The sequence below is a fragment of the Enterobacter roggenkampii genome, from assembly GCF_001729805.1.
In the GTDB taxonomy this organism is placed as follows: Bacteria; Pseudomonadota; Gammaproteobacteria; order Enterobacterales; family Enterobacteriaceae; genus Enterobacter; species Enterobacter roggenkampii.
This window is the reverse complement of sequence record NZ_CP017184.1, coordinates 4682162-4699771: the sequence shown is the minus strand read 5'-3', so window position 1 is coordinate 4699771 and position 17610 is coordinate 4682162. Positions and strand designations below refer to the sequence as shown.

At 56.1% G+C, this 17610-nt stretch carries 14 protein-coding genes, 1 tRNA gene and 1 rRNA gene; 10 read left to right on the top strand and 6 right to left on the bottom strand.

Annotation, left to right across the window (positions count from 1 at the left end; all coding sequences use genetic code 11):
• Positions 1–11: 11 nt before the first annotated feature.
• Together mioC and asnC are read right to left on the bottom strand one after the other, a co-directional pair.
• Positions 12–461, bottom strand: coding sequence for an FMN-binding protein MioC (mioC, locus tag BFV67_RS22065; RefSeq protein ID WP_023616251.1), 450 nt, complete (start codon positions 459–461; stop codon positions 12–14).
• 90 nt (positions 462–551) lie between these two features.
• Positions 552–1010 carry a transcriptional regulator AsnC gene (gene asnC, locus BFV67_RS22060; protein ID WP_008500198.1) on the bottom strand — a complete coding sequence of 153 codons (459 nt, stop codon included), beginning with the start codon at positions 1008–1010 and terminating at the stop codon, positions 552–554.
• A 151-nt stretch (positions 1011–1161) separates the two neighbouring features.
• Here asnC and asnA point away from each other — a divergent pair, with 151 nt between their 5' ends.
• Positions 1162–2154: an aspartate--ammonia ligase gene (gene asnA, locus BFV67_RS22055; RefSeq protein ID WP_069598911.1), complete on the top strand. Its 993-nt coding sequence runs from the start codon at positions 1162–1164 to the stop codon at positions 2152–2154.
• Here the strand turns inward: asnA and viaA are convergent, their stop codons facing one another.
• Positions 2155–3606 (bottom strand): ATPase RavA stimulator ViaA, encoded by a 1452-nt coding sequence (gene viaA, locus BFV67_RS22050; protein WP_008500200.1) that lies wholly within the window; start codon positions 3604–3606, stop codon positions 2155–2157.
• On the bottom strand, positions 3600–5096 hold the full coding sequence (ravA, locus tag BFV67_RS22045; protein WP_025910786.1) for an ATPase RavA: 1497 nt from the start codon (positions 5094–5096) through the stop codon (positions 3600–3602). Before ravA ends, viaA begins: the two co-directional genes overlap by 7 nt.
• Before the next feature lie 222 nt (positions 5097–5318).
• On the opposite strand from ravA, the gene kup reads away from it, so the two are divergent.
• The 7 genes from kup to rbsR all read left to right on the top strand — a co-directional run bounded on the left by kup (position 5319) and on the right by rbsR (position 13255).
• On the top strand, positions 5319–7187 hold the full coding sequence (kup, locus tag BFV67_RS22040) for a low affinity potassium transporter Kup (protein WP_021242659.1): 1869 nt from the start codon (positions 5319–5321) through the stop codon (positions 7185–7187).
• A gap of 215 nt (positions 7188–7402) precedes the next feature.
• Positions 7403–7822, top strand: a complete 420-nt coding sequence (gene rbsD / locus BFV67_RS22035) for a D-ribose pyranase (protein ID WP_008503495.1) — start codon at positions 7403–7405, stop codon at positions 7820–7822.
• A 7-nt stretch (positions 7823–7829) separates the two neighbouring features.
• A complete protein-coding gene (gene rbsA / locus BFV67_RS22030) occupies positions 7830–9335 on the top strand; it encodes a ribose ABC transporter ATP-binding protein RbsA (protein ID WP_021242658.1) in 1506 nt (501 codons plus the stop codon).
• A 4-nt stretch (positions 9336–9339) separates the two neighbouring features.
• Entirely contained in the window at positions 9340–10305 is a 966-nt protein-coding gene (gene rbsC / locus BFV67_RS22025) for a ribose ABC transporter permease (RefSeq protein WP_021242657.1), read from the top strand.
• Positions 10306–10332: 27 nt separating this feature from the next.
• Positions 10333–11223, top strand: coding sequence for a ribose ABC transporter substrate-binding protein RbsB (rbsB, locus tag BFV67_RS22020; RefSeq protein WP_008503498.1), 891 nt, complete (start codon positions 10333–10335; stop codon positions 11221–11223).
• A 106-nt stretch (positions 11224–11329) separates the two neighbouring features.
• Positions 11330–12259, top strand: coding sequence for a ribokinase (rbsK, locus tag BFV67_RS22015; RefSeq protein ID WP_046091982.1), 930 nt, complete (start codon positions 11330–11332; stop codon positions 12257–12259).
• 3 nt (positions 12260–12262) lie between these two features.
• Complete coding sequence (rbsR, locus tag BFV67_RS22010; RefSeq protein WP_021242654.1) at positions 12263–13255, top strand: ribose operon transcriptional repressor RbsR; 993 nt, start codon at positions 12263–12265, stop codon at positions 13253–13255.
• Here the strand turns inward: rbsR and mdtD are convergent.
• Both mdtD and BFV67_RS22000 read right to left on the bottom strand, forming a co-directional pair.
• On the bottom strand, positions 13221–14654 hold the full coding sequence (gene mdtD, locus BFV67_RS22005; RefSeq protein WP_059359285.1) for a multidrug transporter subunit MdtD: 1434 nt from the start codon (positions 14652–14654) through the stop codon (positions 13221–13223). The two genes, rbsR and mdtD, sit on opposite strands and share 35 nt — an antisense overlap.
• The gene (locus BFV67_RS22000; RefSeq protein WP_021242652.1) at positions 14651–15358 is read right to left on the bottom strand and encodes a FadR/GntR family transcriptional regulator; all 708 of its coding nucleotides are present in this window, start codon (positions 15356–15358) and stop codon (positions 14651–14653) included. The genes mdtD and BFV67_RS22000 overlap by 4 nt, the downstream gene beginning before the upstream one ends.
• Positions 15359–15811: 453 nt before the next feature.
• On the opposite strand from BFV67_RS22000, the gene BFV67_RS21990 reads away from it, so the two are divergent.
• Both BFV67_RS21990 and BFV67_RS21985 read left to right on the top strand, forming a co-directional pair.
• Positions 15812–17351: ribosomal RNA gene (locus BFV67_RS21990) — 16S ribosomal RNA — on the top strand.
• An 85-nt stretch (positions 17352–17436) separates the two neighbouring features.
• A tRNA-Glu gene (locus tag BFV67_RS21985) sits at positions 17437–17512 on the top strand.
• Positions 17513–17610 lie beyond the last annotated feature (98 nt).

Here is a 17610-nt window from a genome sequence, read left to right as displayed (position 1 = left end):
TCGCGCGATCTTTAATCGTTTTTGAGTAAAATTTTCCATTCCGCGAGCCAGATCTCGGCTGGATCCTCCGGAATGTCATGATCGAGGATGTTGATCTTGAGCGTTTCGCCCAGCTGTTTTGCTCCGCAGGAGGTCACAGCGGCTTCGACTTTCTCTATTGCCCCGCAAAAGGTGTCATATTCACGACTGCCGATCCCCACTGCGCCAAAACGGACGTTTGACAGGTCGGGCTGCTGTTCCAGCAGTTCGTCATATAAAGGTTGCAGGTTATCCGGCAGATCGCCCGCGCCGTGCGTGGAGGTGATCAGCAGCCAGACCCCGTCAGTCGGGAGATCTTCCAGCAACGGGCCGTGCAGGGTTTCCGTAGAAAAGCCCGCCTCTTCCAGCTTTTCAGCCAGATGTTCCGCTACGTATTCTGCACCACCCAGGGTGCTGCCGCTGATAAGGGTAATGTCCGCCATTGATCGCTCGCCCAGATAAAGAGACGGCCATTGTACGCTGTGAACGAGCTGGGATCTACCTGTGGAAAATGTGGGAATGAATTTGCCCGATCACGGGCGGATGGTACGCATGATCGGGTTTTGCAGGGAGATCAGGGTCTCGGTGGACTGAATTTCATCGATTGTTTGGATCTTGTTGATAAGTACCTGCTGGAGGGCGTCGATGGATCGGCACATGACCTTAATAAAGATGCTGTAGTGCCCGGTGGTGTAGTACGCCTCGGTGACTTCATCCAGCGCGTTCAGTTTCGCCAGGGCGGAAGGGTAGTCTTTGGCGCTTTTTAGAATGATGCCGATGAAGCAGCAGACGTCGTAACCCAGCTGCTTCGGGCTGACGTCAATGCGCGCGCCGGTAATGATCCCCGCCTGCTTCATCTTCTCTACGCGAACGTGAATGGTTCCCGGGCTGACGCCAAACTGTTTCGCCAGTTCGGCGTAGGCGGTACGGGCATTGGCCATTAACGCCTCCAGAATGCCGCGGTCGAGATTGTCGATCTGATAATTTTCCATAGCTTTTTCTTATGAAGATTAATGAATCACTCTATTCTAGCGCCTTATTTTATCGAATCAAAAGTGAAGGCGGCTTTTTGTTGATGGGTTATTGAATAAGGTGCCATTTCTGTTGCTTAATCAATATCAACAGGACGCAGGAGTATAAATAATGAAAACCGCTTACATCGCAAAACAACGCCAGATCAGTTTCGTAAAATCCCATTTTTCCCGCCAGCTTGAAGAGAAGCTTGGGCTGATTGAAGTCCAGGCCCCGATCCTCAGCCGCGTGGGTGACGGGACGCAGGATAACCTCTCTGGATGCGAAAAAGCGGTACAGGTAAAAGTGAAAACGCTGCCAGACGCCCAGTTCGAAGTGGTTCATTCACTGGCGAAGTGGAAGCGTCAGACCCTGGGACAACATGACTTCAGCGCGGGCGAAGGGCTCTACACGCACATGAAAGCCCTTCGCCCCGATGAAGACCGCCTGTCTCCCATTCATTCCGTTTACGTTGACCAGTGGGACTGGGAGCGCGTGATGGGCGATGGCGAGCGCCACGTTGGCACGCTGAAGTCTACCGTTGAGGCGATCTACGCCGGGATCAAAGCGACCGAAGCGGGCGTAAGCAAAGCGTTTGGTCTGGCACCGTTCCTGCCGGAAACGATCCACTTTGTACACAGCCAGGAATTGCTGACCCGTTTCCCGGATCTGGATGCCAAAGGCCGCGAGCGGGCGATCGCCAGAGAGCTCGGGGCGGTGTTCCTGATTGGGATCGGCGGCAAACTGTCTGATGGCAAACGCCACGACGTTCGTGCGCCGGATTATGATGACTGGAGCACCACCGGTGAGGGCGAATTTGCCGGGCTGAACGGCGATATTCTGGTCTGGAACCCGGTGCTGGAAGACGCATTCGAGCTTTCTTCTATGGGGATCCGCGTTGATGCTGAGGCGCTGAAGCGCCAGCTGGCGGTGACCGGAGATGAAGATCGTCTCAAACTGGAGTGGCACCAGGCGCTGCTGCGTGGGGAGATGCCGCAGACGATTGGCGGCGGTATCGGCCAGTCCCGTCTGACCATGCTGCTGCTTCAGTTGCCCCATATTGGTCAGGTGCAGTGTGGCGTCTGGCCGCAGCAGGTACGTGAAAGCGTCGGTTCTCTTCTGTAATTAACGCTGCCAGCGTCTGAGCAGTCGGCTACGCAACCCGGTATCAAAGCGCCAGATATGATCGAAGATGCGCATGATGCCGGGTTTTCCATGGGCGGACATCGCCACCGCATGAAAACGGTGCTGATGCACACGCTGTAATTCCTTCACTTTATTGACCACGTCATCCGGCAGCCGCTGGGCAATAAAATCGGATATCACTACCGCGTCAGCGTCATACCAGTCGCCGCCCTGCATCCGCTCTACGATGCTGCGAAAACAGCTGGCCAGATCGGTTCCGCCGCGAAAGCGCTGGCTCAGGAAGCGGATTGCCTGCTCGATCCCCTGCTGGTTCGTCAGCTCATAGCCCACGACTTCGCTGGAGAACAGCATAATGAAGCAGCGACGGCGATCGGCGAGCGCCACGCGCATCAGCGCCAGACAGAACGCCTTTGCACACTGCTCGTTAAACCCGCCCATGGAGCCGGACGTATCCACGCAGACAATAAATGGCCCGCGCGGCTGTTCGTCAAAATCCTGATGAATGACCGGCCGCTGGCTGACTTTCTCGCGCCAGGCTTCACCGTGCAGCCGGTAGGTGAGGAGCTGTTTTTCCACCAGCCGACGGTAAAACTCGTACTCCAGCTCGGTCATCCCGAGCGTGCTCAGCTCCGTGGGCAGCAGGCGCAGAATATCATCGCTCTGCTGGAGCCCGTCGACCTGCTCTGGAACGGTGGCCGGCTCACGCACCAGGGTGCGGAAGGTTTCCATCGGGGCATCTTTCTTTGGAACCGACTTTGCCTCCCTTGAACGTCCCAGCTGTTCTGCAAGCTTCATCAGCTCGGGCTGCTGCGCCAGAAAATCGCCGTACTTGACGATCAGCTGATAGTCCCCGCGCCGAAGCTGGCCCGCGCTCATGTCCCAGAGACGCCCTGCCGCGTTCTCATTTTCCACCAGCACCTGCTCAAGCTGGCCGCTTAAGGTCATGCGTTCCTGAACTTCACTGAGCAGCTGTTCGCGCTCTTCATCCAGCAGCTGCTGGTTTAGCGTCGTGGCCTGCACCACCAGGCTGAGACGCCAGCGCTGTAAAAAGAGGGTGTGCAGTGCGGGAGTGAACGTGGCGTTGTCCGTGACCAGCCCACGGGCCTGGCTGGCAAACGGGGAGTGGACCTTGTCGAGCAACGTCAGGGTTTGCGGAAGCTGGACGATAAACTGCGACGTGGAAAGTCGCTGGCACTGCTGATAGCAGGCCACTTCTTCCGTTAACTCAGGGGGGACTTCGGTCTCTTTAAACCGTTGACGCAGGTTATCCCGCCAGCGCGGAAGATCGTCGGTCATCGCCTTTTTGAGCTTCGGAAATTTTTCAAAGAAGGCCGCCAGCTGCGGTGAAGCCAGAAGGGTGATCACCACTTCTTCGATCAACCCTTCCTCGCTGACGGCCAGCATGACGTTAAGCGTATCCAGGGTTAGCATTGACGCGCCTGTTTGATCTGCGCGCTAACGTCCTGCAGGCTGGCTTCGATGCGGCCTAACCAGTCGCTATGGATAAAGAGGCATTTTTGCTGCTCGCTAAAGCGGGTGTGCTGCTGGTGCCATTCGGTGTCCAGCGCGTCCAGCTGCTGCTTAATCTCTTCGGGGACGCTCTCAGAGGCGGTTCCCGGAAGCGCAAGACGCGAGCCCTGCAGGCTGACGTCGCGGATCACCAGGTGCTGGCTGCTGTCTACTTCCATATTCAGCGGCTGCGCAAAACCAATGCCGTTGAGCTTTCCGCGGATCTCTCCGCCCTTATCCAGCCACTGCGCCAGCGCCTCGCGCTCAATCGTCACGTGCACCACCTGCATGTCATGCAGCTTGAGCGGCTGCTGGAGCAGCAGGGTCAGCGTCGTGCTGGTGAGTTCGGCGGGTAATTCATAGTGCGGTTTGCGGGCGAACATCCCCCCCAGGCGATTCACTTTCAGCGCGGTTTTATCACTTTGCTGCTGCTGAAGCTGGATGCGCCGCTGGGCAATCGCCCCCAGCTGATTGAGCATCGCCTGCTGTCCCCAGGCGTGTCCGGTCATCAAAACGTCGAGCTGCTGCTGCATCAGATTCATGCCTTCCGCGTCGTGCCAGAGGCAGTCTTTCAGCAGGATCAGATCGATGGGCGCAACGGCATCGCGACCGCTGAACAGGGCGCTGGCCTGCAGCAGGCGGATCGCTTTTTTCCAGCGGCGATCGGAGACATAGGGGGCAGAGGGCAGTAAATCAAGCTGCTGGCGCAGCATGAAGATCAGCTCGAAGACGGAATCAGGCAGCTTAATTTTACCGATCTCTTCCTGCCACTGGTAATACTCCTCGTCTGATACCTGCAATGACGCTGCTACCGGGTTCTCGTTCTCATCCTGCTGGCTGACCAGCATGGAACGGAAGTTGGACTTATCCTGCACTTTGTCCAGCCACAGGCGGATCAGCATACGGTCATACAGCGCTTCCAGGCTGCTGTCGGCTTCAGGCAGTTCGTTTGAGGCGGCCACCAGCAGGCGCATCGGGATTTTCTCTTCACTGGCGCCGTTGCGGAACCGACGTTCGTTTATCGCCGTGAGCAGGGTGTTCAGAATGGCCGGGCCGGCTTTCCAGATCTCATCAAGGAAGACAATTTCTGCCTCAGGCAGATACCCCGTCGTCAGGCGCTCGTAGCGTCCTTCATCTTTCAGCGCCTGAATGGAAAGGGGGCCAAACACCTCTTCCGGGGTGGAAAAGCGGGTCATCAGGTATTCAAACGCGCGGGCGTTCTTAAAAGCAAACTTAAGCCTGCGGGCAATCAGGCTTTTGGCGATGCCCGGCGGCCCAAGCAGAAACACGCTTTCACCGCTCAATGCTGCCAGTAAACAGAGGCGAATGGCGTGGCTACGCTCGAAAAGGCCTTTCTCCAGCGCGCTGCTGAGGCGGGAAATTCTTTCTGCTAATAAATGTGAGTGAGCCATAATAGTTTTGCATCCTTTCGCCGTCGTGGCGGCCAATTGAAGCGAGTATAGACGTTTCAGTCAGGGCTGGTAATAGGCTGAAGTGCGGCGCAATTTTCTTTGCGCTACATTAATGCGGTTGCATTTAGGGGTACGATTTTGCAATGAATCGTGCATACTGTGCGCTTTTTGTGGGCCAAGGGACCAGGAACACATTTGTTATTTAAACGAAAAGACTAGTCTATGAGCACTGATAATAAGCAATCATTACCCGCAATTACGCTTGCGGCGATCGGGGTTGTCTACGGTGATATCGGCACCAGCCCGCTTTATACGCTTCGTGAATGTTTGTCCGGCCAGTTTGGCTTTGGTGTTGAGCGCGATGCCGTGTTTGGCTTCCTGTCCCTCATCTTCTGGCTGCTGATTCTGGTCGTTTCCGTTAAGTATCTCTCCTTCGTTATGCGCGCTGATAACGCGGGCGAAGGCGGTATCCTGACCCTGATGTCCCTTGCAGGGCGCAACACCTCCGCCAGAATGACCTCCGTTCTGGTGATTATCGGCCTGATTGGCGGCAGCTTCTTCTACGGAGAGGTGGTTATCACGCCCGCGATTTCGGTCCTCTCGGCGATAGAGGGTCTGGAGATTATCGCGCCACAGCTTGATACGTGGGTGGTCCCGCTGGCGATAATCGTGTTGACGCTGCTGTTTGTGATCCAGAAGCACGGTACCGGGCTGGTGGGAAAACTGTTTGCGCCGATTATGCTGGCCTGGTTCCTGATCCTGGCGGCGCTCGGTTTACGCAGCATTATCGCGAACCCGGAAGTGCTGCATGCGCTGAACCCATACTGGGCCGTGCATTTCTTCCTCGAATACAAAGTAGTTTCCTTCGTGGCGCTGGGGGCGGTCGTGCTCTCCATCACCGGTGTGGAAGCGCTGTATGCGGATATGGGTCACTTCGGAAAGCTGCCTATCCGCGTGGCCTGGTTTTTGGTTGTGCTGCCGTCGCTGGTGCTCAACTACTTCGGCCAGGGCGCGCTGTTGCTCAAAAACCCGGAGGCGATCAAGAACCCGTTCTTCCTGCTGGCACCTGACTGGGCGCTGGTGCCGATGCTGATCCTGGCGACGCTGGCGACCGTCATTGCCTCTCAGGCGGTGATTTCCGGCGTGTTTTCTCTGACGCGCCAGGCCGTGCGTCTGGGGTATCTCTCACCGATGCGCATCATTCATACCTCAGAGATGGAGTCGGGCCAGATCTACATCCCGTTCGTTAACTGGCTGCTCTACTTCGCTGTTGTGATTGTTATCGTCAGCTTCGAGCACTCCAGCAACCTGGCGGCGGCGTACGGTATTGCGGTAACCGGCACCATGGTGCTGACATCGCTTCTCTCCACCACGGTGGCGTACCGTAACTGGCACTGGAATAAGTTCCTCGTGGCGATGATTCTGGTGGGCTTCCTGTGTATTGACGTGCCGCTGTTCTCCGCTAACCTCGACAAAATTGTCTCCGGCGGCTGGCTGCCGCTGACGCTGGGTCTGGTGATGTTCATCGTCATGACCACCTGGAAAAGCGAGCGCTTCCGCCTGCTGCGCCGTATGCATGAGCACGGGAATTCTCTGGAGGCGATGATCGCGTCGCTGGAGAAATCCCCGCCGGTCCGCGTGCCCGGCACCGCGGTGTACATGTCTCGCGCCCTGAACGTGATCCCGTTTGCGCTGATGCATAACCTCAAGCACAACAAAGTGCTGCACGAGCGCGTGATCCTGCTGACGCTGCGTACCGAAGATGCGCCATATGTTCACAACGTGCGCCGCGTGCAGATTGAGCAGCTCTCCCCGACCTTCTGGCGCGTGGTGGCAAGCTACGGCTGGCGCGAAACGCCGAACGTGGAAGAGGTGTTCCACCGCTGCGGTCTGGAAGGCTTAAGCTGCCGCATGATGGAGACGTCGTTCTTTATGTCCCACGAGTCGCTGATCATCGGTAAGCGCCCGTGGTACCTGCGCCTGCGCGGCAAGCTGTACCTGATCCTGCAGCGTAACGCCCTGCGCGCGCCTGACCAGTTTGAGATCCCGCCTAACCGCGTGATAGAGCTGGGTACGCAGGTCGAGATTTAAGTCCTTTCCAAAATGCCGGGTGGCGCTGCGCTTACCCGGCCTACCAAACCCGTAGGCCCGCGCAAGCGAAGCGCCGCCGGGCAATTTCTCCCACAATATTTCACTTAGCGAAACGTTTCGACGTCGATCACAAATCTGTTACGTCATGGTGGTTTTCTGAACATTTCTGAGGCTACACTTCTTTTAGCGAAACGTTTCGCTAGTGGAGCAAGAAAATGAAGAAAGGCACTGTACTCAACTCAGAAATTTCGTCGGTTATTTCCCGTCTTGGGCATACCGATACGCTGGTGGTTTGCGATGCAGGCTTACCGGTTCCGCGCAGCACAACCCGTATTGATATGGCGTTAACGCAGGGTGTTCCTTCGTTTATGCAAGTACTGGACGTGGTGACCGCGGAGATGCAGGTTGAGGCGGCCATTCTCGCGGCGGAAATCAAACAACATAATCCGCAGCTCCACGAAACGTTGCTCAGCCATCTTGAGCAGCTGCAACAACACCAGGGAAACACCATCGAAATTCGTTACACAACGCACGAACAATTCAAACAACAAACCGCAGACAGTCAGGCGGTGATTCGCAGCGGGGAGTGTTCCCCGTATGCGAATATCATTCTCTGTGCTGGCGTCACCTTCTGAGGCCATCATGGACGCATTACTGCAACTCAAAGGGATCGATAAGTCGTTCCCGGGCGTAAAAGCCCTCTCCGGCGCGGCGCTGAACGTTTACCCCGGGCGCGTAATGGCGCTGGTGGGCGAAAACGGCGCCGGCAAATCCACCATGATGAAAGTGCTGACCGGTATCTATCAACGCGATGCCGGTTCACTCCTCTGGCTGGGTAAAGAAACCACCTTCACTGGCCCGAAATCTTCTCAGGAAGCGGGTATCGGCATTATTCACCAGGAGCTGAACTTGATCCCGCAGCTCACCATTGCGGAGAACATCTTCCTCGGCCGTGAGTTCGTGAACCGCTTCGGCAAGATCGACTGGAAAACCATGTATGCCGAAGCCGACAAGCTGCTGGCGAAGCTGAACCTGCGCTTTAAGAGCGACCGCCTGGTCGGCGATCTCTCCATCGGCGATCAGCAGATGGTGGAAATCGCGAAGGTGCTGAGCTTTGAGTCGAAGGTCATCATCATGGATGAACCGACAGACGCCCTGACCGATACCGAAACCGAATCCCTGTTCCGCGTTATCCGCGAGCTGAAATCGCAGGGGCGCGGGATTGTCTATATCTCTCACCGTATGAAAGAGATCTTTGAAATCTGCGATGACGTCACCGTTTTCCGCGACGGGCAGTTTATTGCCGAGCGCGAAGTGGCCACGCTGACCGAAGATACGCTCATCGAAATGATGGTGGGACGTAAGCTGGAAGATCAGTATCCGCATCTGGATAAAGCGCCGGGTGAGATCCGCCTGAAGGTGGACAACCTCTGCGGTCCGGGTGTGAACGACGTGACCTTTACCCTGCGCCAGGGCGAGATCCTGGGCGTGGCGGGCCTGATGGGCGCGGGACGAACCGAGCTGATGAAAGTGTTGTACGGCGCACTGCCGCGCACCAGTGGGTATGTCACCCTCGACGGCCATGAAGTGGTCACCCGCTCCCCGCAGGATGGTCTGGCGAACGGCATCGTCTATATCTCCGAAGACCGCAAACGCGACGGCTTAGTGCTGGGCATGTCGGTAAAAGAGAACATGTCCCTGACCGCGCTGCGCTATTTCAGCCATAGCGGCGGCAGCCTGAAGCATAAAGACGAGCAGCAGGCGGTCAGCGATTTTATCCGTCTCTTTAATGTTAAAACGCCGTCGATGGAGCAGGCGATTGGCCTGTTGTCCGGCGGGAATCAGCAGAAAGTGGCGATTGCTCGCGGGCTGATGACGCGCCCGAAAGTGTTGATCCTCGATGAGCCAACCCGCGGCGTGGACGTGGGGGCGAAGAAAGAGATCTATCAGCTGATTAACCAGTTCAAGGCCGACGGTCTGAGCATCATTCTGGTCTCTTCCGAGATGCCAGAAGTATTGGGCATGAGCGATCGCATTATCGTCATGCATGAAGGGCATCTCGGCGGTGAATTCACTCGCGAGCAGGCCACCCAGGAAGTTCTGATGGCTGCCGCTGTGGGCAAGCTTAATCGCGTGAATCAGGAGTAAGAAGATGACTACCCAGGCTGTTTCTGGTCGCCGCTATTTCACAAAGGCGTGGCTGATGGAACAAAAATCGCTCATTGCCCTGCTGGTGCTGATCGCGATTGTGTCGACCATGAGCCCGAATTTCTTCACCGTAAATAACCTGTTCAACATTCTGCAGCAGACGTCGGTGAACGCCATTATGGCGGTCGGCATGACGCTGGTGATTTTGACCTCAGGGATCGATCTGTCCGTCGGTTCCCTGCTGGCCCTCACCGGCGCGATCGCCGCTTCGCTTGTCGGGATTGAAGTCAACGCGCTGGTGGCCGTGGCCGCGGCTCTGGCGGCAGGCGCGGCGATTGGTGCCGTCACCGGCGTGATTGTGGCAAAAGGGCGCGTTCAGGCGTTCATCGCGACGCTGGTGATGATGCTGCTGCTGCGCGGTGTGACCATGGTGTATACCAACGGCAGCCCGGTCAATACCGGCTTCACCGATAACGCCGATCTGTTTGGCTGGTTCGGTATCGGTCGCCCGCTGGGTGTCCCGACCCCGGTCTGGATCATGGCTATCGTCTTCCTGGCGGCGTGGTACATGCTGCACCATACCCGTCTGGGTCGTTATATCTATGCGCTGGGCGGTAACGAAGCGGCAACGCGCTTGTCCGGGATTAGCGTTAATAAAGTCAAAGTTATCGTGTACTCCCTGTGCGGTCTGCTGGCGTCACTGGCGGGCATCATCGAAGTGGCGCGCCTCTCTTCCGCGCAGCCGACGGCGGGTACGGGGTATGAGCTGGATGCTATTGCAGCAGTGGTTCTGGGCGGTACGAGTCTGGCGGGCGGTAAAGGTCGCATTGTTGGGACATTGATCGGCGCACTGATTCTCGGTTTCCTGAATAATGGTTTGAATTTGTTAGGTGTTTCCTCCTATTACCAGATGATCGTTAAGGCAGTGGTGATTTTGCTGGCGGTACTGGTAGACAACAAAAAACAGTAACTGACGACACTACAGGACATCTTAGATATGAACATGAAAAAACTGGCTACCCTGGTTTCCGCTGTCGCGCTGAGCGCAACCGTAAGTGCTAACGCCATGGCGAAAGATACCATCGCGCTGGTTGTCTCTACGCTGAACAACCCGTTCTTCGTCTCCCTGAAGGATGGAGCGCAGAAAGAAGCGGATAAACTGGGCTACAACCTGGTGGTACTGGATTCACAGAACAACCCGGCGAAAGAGCTGGCTAACGTTCAGGACTTAACCGTTCGTGGCACCAAAATTCTGCTGATCAACCCAACCGATTCTGATGCCGTAGGCAACGCCGTGAAGATGGCAAACCAGGCGAAAATCCCGGTGATTACCCTGGACCGTCAGGCAACCAAAGGCGACGTGGTGAGCCATATCGCGTCTGACAACGTGCTGGGCGGCAAAATCGCGGGTGACTACATTGCGAAGAAAGCCGGTGAAGGCGCTAAAGTCATCGAACTGCAGGGGATTGCCGGTACGTCTGCCGCCCGCGAGCGTGGCGAAGGCTTCCAGCAGGCGGTTGCAGCGCACAAATTCAACGTGTTGGCCAGTCAGCCGGCAGACTTCGACCGTACTAAAGGTCTGAACGTCATGCAGAACCTGCTGACCGCACATCCTGACGTGCAGGCGGTATTCGCGCAGAACGACGAAATGGCGCTGGGTGCGCTGCGCGCTCTGCAGACTGCAGGTAAATCTGATGTGATGGTTGTCGGATTTGACGGCACGCCGGATGGTGAAAAAGCAGTAAACGATGGCAAACTGGCTGCGACCATCGCTCAGCTGCCTGAGCAGATTGGCGCGACTGGCGTTGAAACTGCCGACAAAGTGCTGAAGGGCGAAAAAGTTCAGGCTAAATACCCTGTTGACCTGAAACTGGTTATCAAGCAGTAAAAGGCGAATCAGGCCGTCACTGGCGGCCTGAGGGACACCAATAAAGAAAAGTGTGGCATACGCCACCGGGTAACACCGGTGGCGCTCTCAGATGGACAACCCAACCATGAAAACCGCAGGCAACCTCGTCGTCCTTGGCAGTATCAATGCCGATCACATTCTTAACCTTGAATCGTTCCCTACACCGGGCGAAACCGTCACGGGTAACCAGTATCAGGTCGCATTCGGCGGTAAAGGGGCAAACCAGGCCGTCGCTGCCGGTCGCAGCGGGGCGAATATTGCGTTTATCGCCTGCACGGGTGATGACGATACCGGCGAGCGCGTACGCAAGCAGCTGGCGAGCGACAACATCGATATCGCACCGGTCAGCGTTGTTGCAGGGGAATCTACCGGCGTGGCGCTGATTTTCGTCAACGCAGAAGGTGAGAATGTCATCGGTATTCATGCTGGCGCTAACGCAGCGCTGACGACGGAGCGCGTGGAAGCGCAACGTGCAATCATTGGCGGCGCCGAGGCCCTGCTGATGCAGCTGGAGTCGCCGGTTGAAAGCGTGCTGGCCGCGGCCAAAATTGCGCATGAAAATCATACCACTGTCGTACTTAACCCGGCCCCAGCCCGAGTATTATCAGACGAGCTGCTGGCGCTGGTGGATATCATCACGCCGAACGAAACCGAAGCCGAAAAGCTGACGGGCATTCGCGTAGAAAACGATGACGATGCCGCGAGAGCCGCGCGTGCGCTGCACGACAAAGGCATCGGAACCGTGATCATCACCCTGGGCAGCCGTGGGGTATGGGCAAGCGTAAACGGTGAAGGCCGTCGCGTGCCGGGCTTTAAGGTGAAGGCGATTGATACCATCGCAGCGGGAGACACCTTCAATGGTGCGCTGGTGACCGCGCTGCTGGAAGGCAAGAAAATGGATGATGCGATCCGCTTCGCGCATGCCGCTGCCGCGATTGCGGTGACGCGCAAGGGGGCTCAGCCTTCCGTTCCGTGGCGTAAAGAGATCGATGAATTCTTAAGTCAGCAGGGGTAACGCTTGGCCACAATGAAAGATGTCGCCCGCCTGGCGGGCGTTTCTACCTCGACGGTTTCTCACGTCATTAATAACGATCGCTTCGTCAGCGAGGCGATTCGGGAAAAAGTCGAAGCGGCAGTAAAAGATCTCAACTATGCGCCGTCTGCACTGGCGCGCAGCCTTAAGCTCAACCAGACGCGTACGATCGGTATGCTGATCACCGCCAGTACCAACCCCTTTTATTCTGAGCTGGTTCGCGGCGTGGAGCGCAGCTGCTTCGAGCGTGGCTACAGCCTGGTGCTGTGCAATACCGAAGGGGACGAGCAGCGCATGAACCGTAACCTGGAAACGCTGATGCAAAAACGCGTCGACGGGCTACTGCTACTGTGTACCGAAACGCACCAGCCGTCGAAAGAGATTATCCAGCGCTATCCCTCCATTCCCACGGTGATGATGGACTGGGCGCCGTTCGACGGCACCAGCGACCTCATTCAGGATAATTCTCTGCTGGGGGGCGATATGGCCACTCAGTATTTGATCGATAAAGGCTATACCCGCATTGCCTGTATTACCGGTCCGCTGGACAAAACCCCGGCGCGTTTGCGTCTGGAAGGATATCTCGCCGCGATGGCGCGGGCGGGACTTTCCGTGCCGGAAGGGTATCGTATTACCGGTGATTTTGAGTTTCACGGTGGTTTTGAAGCGATGCAGACGCTGCTGGCGCAACCGCAGCGTCCGCAGGCGGTGTTTATCGGCAACGACGCCATGGCGTTTGGCGCCTATCAGGCGTTATATCAGGCCGGTTTGCGCGTTCCCCATGATATGGCGGTAATCGGCTACGATGATATCGAGCTGGCCAGCTATATGACGCCGCCGCTCACCACCATTCATCAGCCAAAAGATGAGCTGGGCGAGCTGGCCATCGATGTGTTGATCCACCGAATGGCTCAGCCCACGCTGCAGCAGCAGCGCCTGCAGCTTACTCCTGTTCTGATGGAACGCGGTTCGGTTTAGCTTTCTCTCTGTGACGCTCTTTAATCAGGTTTCGGCCGTCTTTCGGTTTTAACAGCATAAAGACCAGCGCTGAAACGACGGTGAGTGCGCCCATGGTGATAAAGGTATAGTGGAACTGCTCGACGGTGTTCGCGCTGTCGAAACCTTCATAAAACCGCAGTACCGCCGCGCTCACGGCAACCCCTAAACTGATCGACAGCTGCTGGGTGACTGCCAGCACGCTGTTGCCGCTACTGGCGTTCTCGTCGGTCAGATCCGCAAGGGTGATGGTGTTCATCGATGTGAACTGCGTCGACATCGCCATGCCCAGCACAAACAGCGGCAGGATCAGCATCCAGACGGGAAGCGAGGCGGACTGCAGCGAGAACTGCGCAATCATCAGACCGATAAAGACCGTCACGCCAACCAGCGTTTTGCGATAGCCAAACCAGCGTAGCACCTGCGTCACGGTCGATTTTGCCAGAATCGAGCCCATCGCCGTGGGCGCCATCATGCAGCCGGCAATCAGCGCCGGATAGCCGAAACCAACCTGCAGCATCAGCGGCATCAGGAACGGTACGCAGCCCGTCCCCAGACGCGAGGCAATGTTTCCCGCGATCCCGACGGAAAACGTTCGGGTGTTGAAGAGCCCAAGAGAGATTAACGGCGTCGGATGGCGGCGCGCGTGACGTATATAAAGAAGGAACAACAGAATTCCGGCGAGGATAACGGAGAGCGCGATCCACGTCGCGACGATCTTCTCGCCAAACAGCTCCATCCCGCTGGAGAAGAGCACCAGGCTCAGGCCAAACAGGAAGAAGCCGCCCATATCGAAACTGCGCCTTGGCGTGGTGAAGTTCGGCATATATTTGCGGGCATACAGCAACCCCGCTACGCCAATCGGAATATTAATCAGGAAGATCCAGTGCCAGCTTGCCCAGGTGACAAACACGCCACCGAGTACCGGGCCAAGTATCGGGCCGACCAGTCCCGGCATGGTGACGAAGTTGAGCACGGGAAGCAGTTCGCTTCGCGGGTAGGCTCGCAGCAGGGCAAGACGCGCCACGGGCATCATCATCGCGCCGCCAATGCCCTGTAATACGCGGAAGATAACCAGCTCCGTTAAGGACGAGGAGAGCGCACAGGCCAGCGAACCGAGCGTAAAGAGCGTTACGGCCAGCATGAAAACTCTGCGGGTGCCGAAGCGGTCGGCCAGCCAGCCGCTAACAGGGATCAGCATCGCGACCGTCAGGGTATAGCTGATGATGGCGGACTGCATCGCCAGCGGGGAACGGTTGAGGCTTTGCGCAATAGCGGGAAGCGCGGTGTTGAGGATGGTGGCATCCAGTGCCTGCATAAAAAACGCCATGGCTGCAATCCACGGCAATCCGGCCATGCTGCGCGCTTTTTTCTTTGTCATTTATTTACCTGCTGGTGGGTTGGCGCTGCCAGCAATGCCTGGCACGCACTCAGGGCTCGCTGCCCGTCGCTTTCCTGAATGGCATCCACTATCGCCTGGTGCCATTCCAGTTTTACCACGTCGTCTTGTGTAATAGAGGTAAAGTAAGTGTGGTACACCGAATGGAATAAAGAGGCAAAAGAGGTGAGGAACGGATTGGCGCTCATCATATAGATATGTTCATGCCAGGCCATATCGACCTCAACCCAGCGTTCGCGGTTGAAGTGTTTTTTCAGGAACACCATCTCTTCCATCAACGCATTAAGCTGCGCTTTCTGCTCCGCTGTTCCAAGCGTGGCAGCAAGCAGACATGCCTGAGGCTCAAGGCTACTGCGCATTACCAGAAAGTGATCGATCACCTGATGAAAGTTGTCTTCCGTCATCCACCAGGAGAGCAGCTCCTGATCGAGAAAATTCCAGTTACTTTGTGGCATCACGCGCGTGCCAATACGAGGGCGCGGAAGCACCATACCTTTTGCCGTCAGGGTTTTCACCGCTTCGCGCACGGCGGTACGGCTCACCCCAAACTGCTCACCCAGCTCCATTTCACCCGGCAGGATGCTTCCCGGGGCATATTTACCCGCTAAAATCCGCTGAGCCAGCTTTTCGGCCAGCACATAAGACAGGTTTTTTTGGGCGGCCAGCTGTTGCGCGCTTAATGGCATCGTTTTTATTCCTTAAAGATTCATGCTGATAATTATGCCACCGCGAATGTGATTGTGGTTGCAGATACATCAAATAGAACAATTTGTAGCTTGATTTCACCTCTGTTGGTGAAAAAAAACGCGAATGGAAACTTTTTTTAAATTTCCTCTTGTCACGTCAGAATAACTCCCTATAATGCGCCTCCACTGACACGGAACAACGGCACACACGCCGCCGGGTCAGCAGAGAATAGCGAAAATAAACGCTTGACTCTGAAGCGGGAAAGCGTAATATGCACACCCCGCGCCGCAGCGAAAACGAAGCGGCACTGCTCTTTAACAATTTATCAGACAATCTGTGTGGGCACTCAAAGTGACATGGATTCTTAACGTCCTCGGACGAAAAATGAATACCAAGTCTCTGAGTGAACATGCGTAATTCATTACGAAGTTTAATTCACGAGCATCAAACTTAAATTGAAGAGTTTGATCATGGCTCAGATTGAACGCTGGCGGCAGGCCTAACACATGCAAGTCGAGCGGTAACACAGGGAGCTTGCTCCTGGGTGACGAGCGGCGGACGGGTGAGTAATGTCTGGGAAACTGCCTGATGGAGGGGGATAACTACTGGAAACGGTAGCTAATACCGCATAATGTCGCAAGACCAAAGAGGGGGACCTTCGGGCCTCTTGCCATCAGATGTGCCCAGATGGGATTAGCTAGTAGGTGGGGTAACGGCTCACCTAGGCGACGATCCCTAGCTGGTCTGAGAGGATGACCAGCCACACTGGAACTGAGACACGGTCCAGACTCCTACGGGAGGCAGCAGTGGGGAATATTGCACAATGGGCGCAAGCCTGATGCAGCCATGCCGCGTGTATGAAGAAGGCCTTCGGGTTGTAAAGTACTTTCAGCGGGGAGGAAGGCGTTGAGGTTAATAACCTCAGCGATTGACGTTACCCGCAGAAGAAGCACCGGCTAACTCCGTGCCAGCAGCCGCGGTAATACGGAGGGTGCAAGCGTTAATCGGAATTACTGGGCGTAAAGCGCACGCAGGCGGTCTGTCAAGTCGGATGTGAAATCCCCGGGCTCAACCTGGGAACTGCATTCGAAACTGGCAGGCTAGAGTCTTGTAGAGGGGGGTAGAATTCCAGGTGTAGCGGTGAAATGCGTAGAGATCTGGAGGAATACCGGTGGCGAAGGCGGCCCCCTGGACAAAGACTGACGCTCAGGTGCGAAAGCGTGGGGAGCAAACAGGATTAGATACCCTGGTAGTCCACGCCGTAAACGATGTCGACTTGGAGGTTGTGCCCTTGAGGCGTGGCTTCCGGAGCTAACGCGTTAAGTCGACCGCCTGGGGAGTACGGCCGCAAGGTTAAAACTCAAATGAATTGACGGGGGCCCGCACAAGCGGTGGAGCATGTGGTTTAATTCGATGCAACGCGAAGAACCTTACCTACTCTTGACATCCAGAGAACTTTCCAGAGATGGATTGGTGCCTTCGGGAACTCTGAGACAGGTGCTGCATGGCTGTCGTCAGCTCGTGTTGTGAAATGTTGGGTTAAGTCCCGCAACGAGCGCAACCCTTATCCTTTGTTGCCAGCGGTCCGGCCGGGAACTCAAAGGAGACTGCCAGTGATAAACTGGAGGAAGGTGGGGATGACGTCAAGTCATCATGGCCCTTACGAGTAGGGCTACACACGTGCTACAATGGCGCATACAAAGAGAAGCGACCTCGCGAGAGCAAGCGGACCTCATAAAGTGCGTCGTAGTCCGGATTGGAGTCTGCAACTCGACTCCATGAAGTCGGAATCGCTAGTAATCGTAGATCAGAATGCTACGGTGAATACGTTCCCGGGCCTTGTACACACCGCCCGTCACACCATGGGAGTGGGTTGCAAAAGAAGTAGGTAGCTTAACCTTCGGGAGGGCGCTTACCACTTTGTGATTCATGACTGGGGTGAAGTCGTAACAAGGTAACCGTAGGGGAACCTGCGGTTGGATCACCTCCTTACCTTAAAGAACCTGCCTTTGCAGTGCTCACACAGATTGTCTGATGAAAAGTAAATAGCAAGGCGTCTTGCGATTGAGACTTCAGTGTCCCCTTCGTCTAGAGGCCCAGGACACCGCCCTTTCACGGCGGTAACAGGGGTTCGAATCCCCTAGGGGACGCCACTTGCTGGTTCGTGAGTGAAAGTCACCTGCCGTCATATCTCAAAACTGACTTACGAGTCACGTTTGAAATATTTGCTCTTTAAAAATCTGGATCAAGC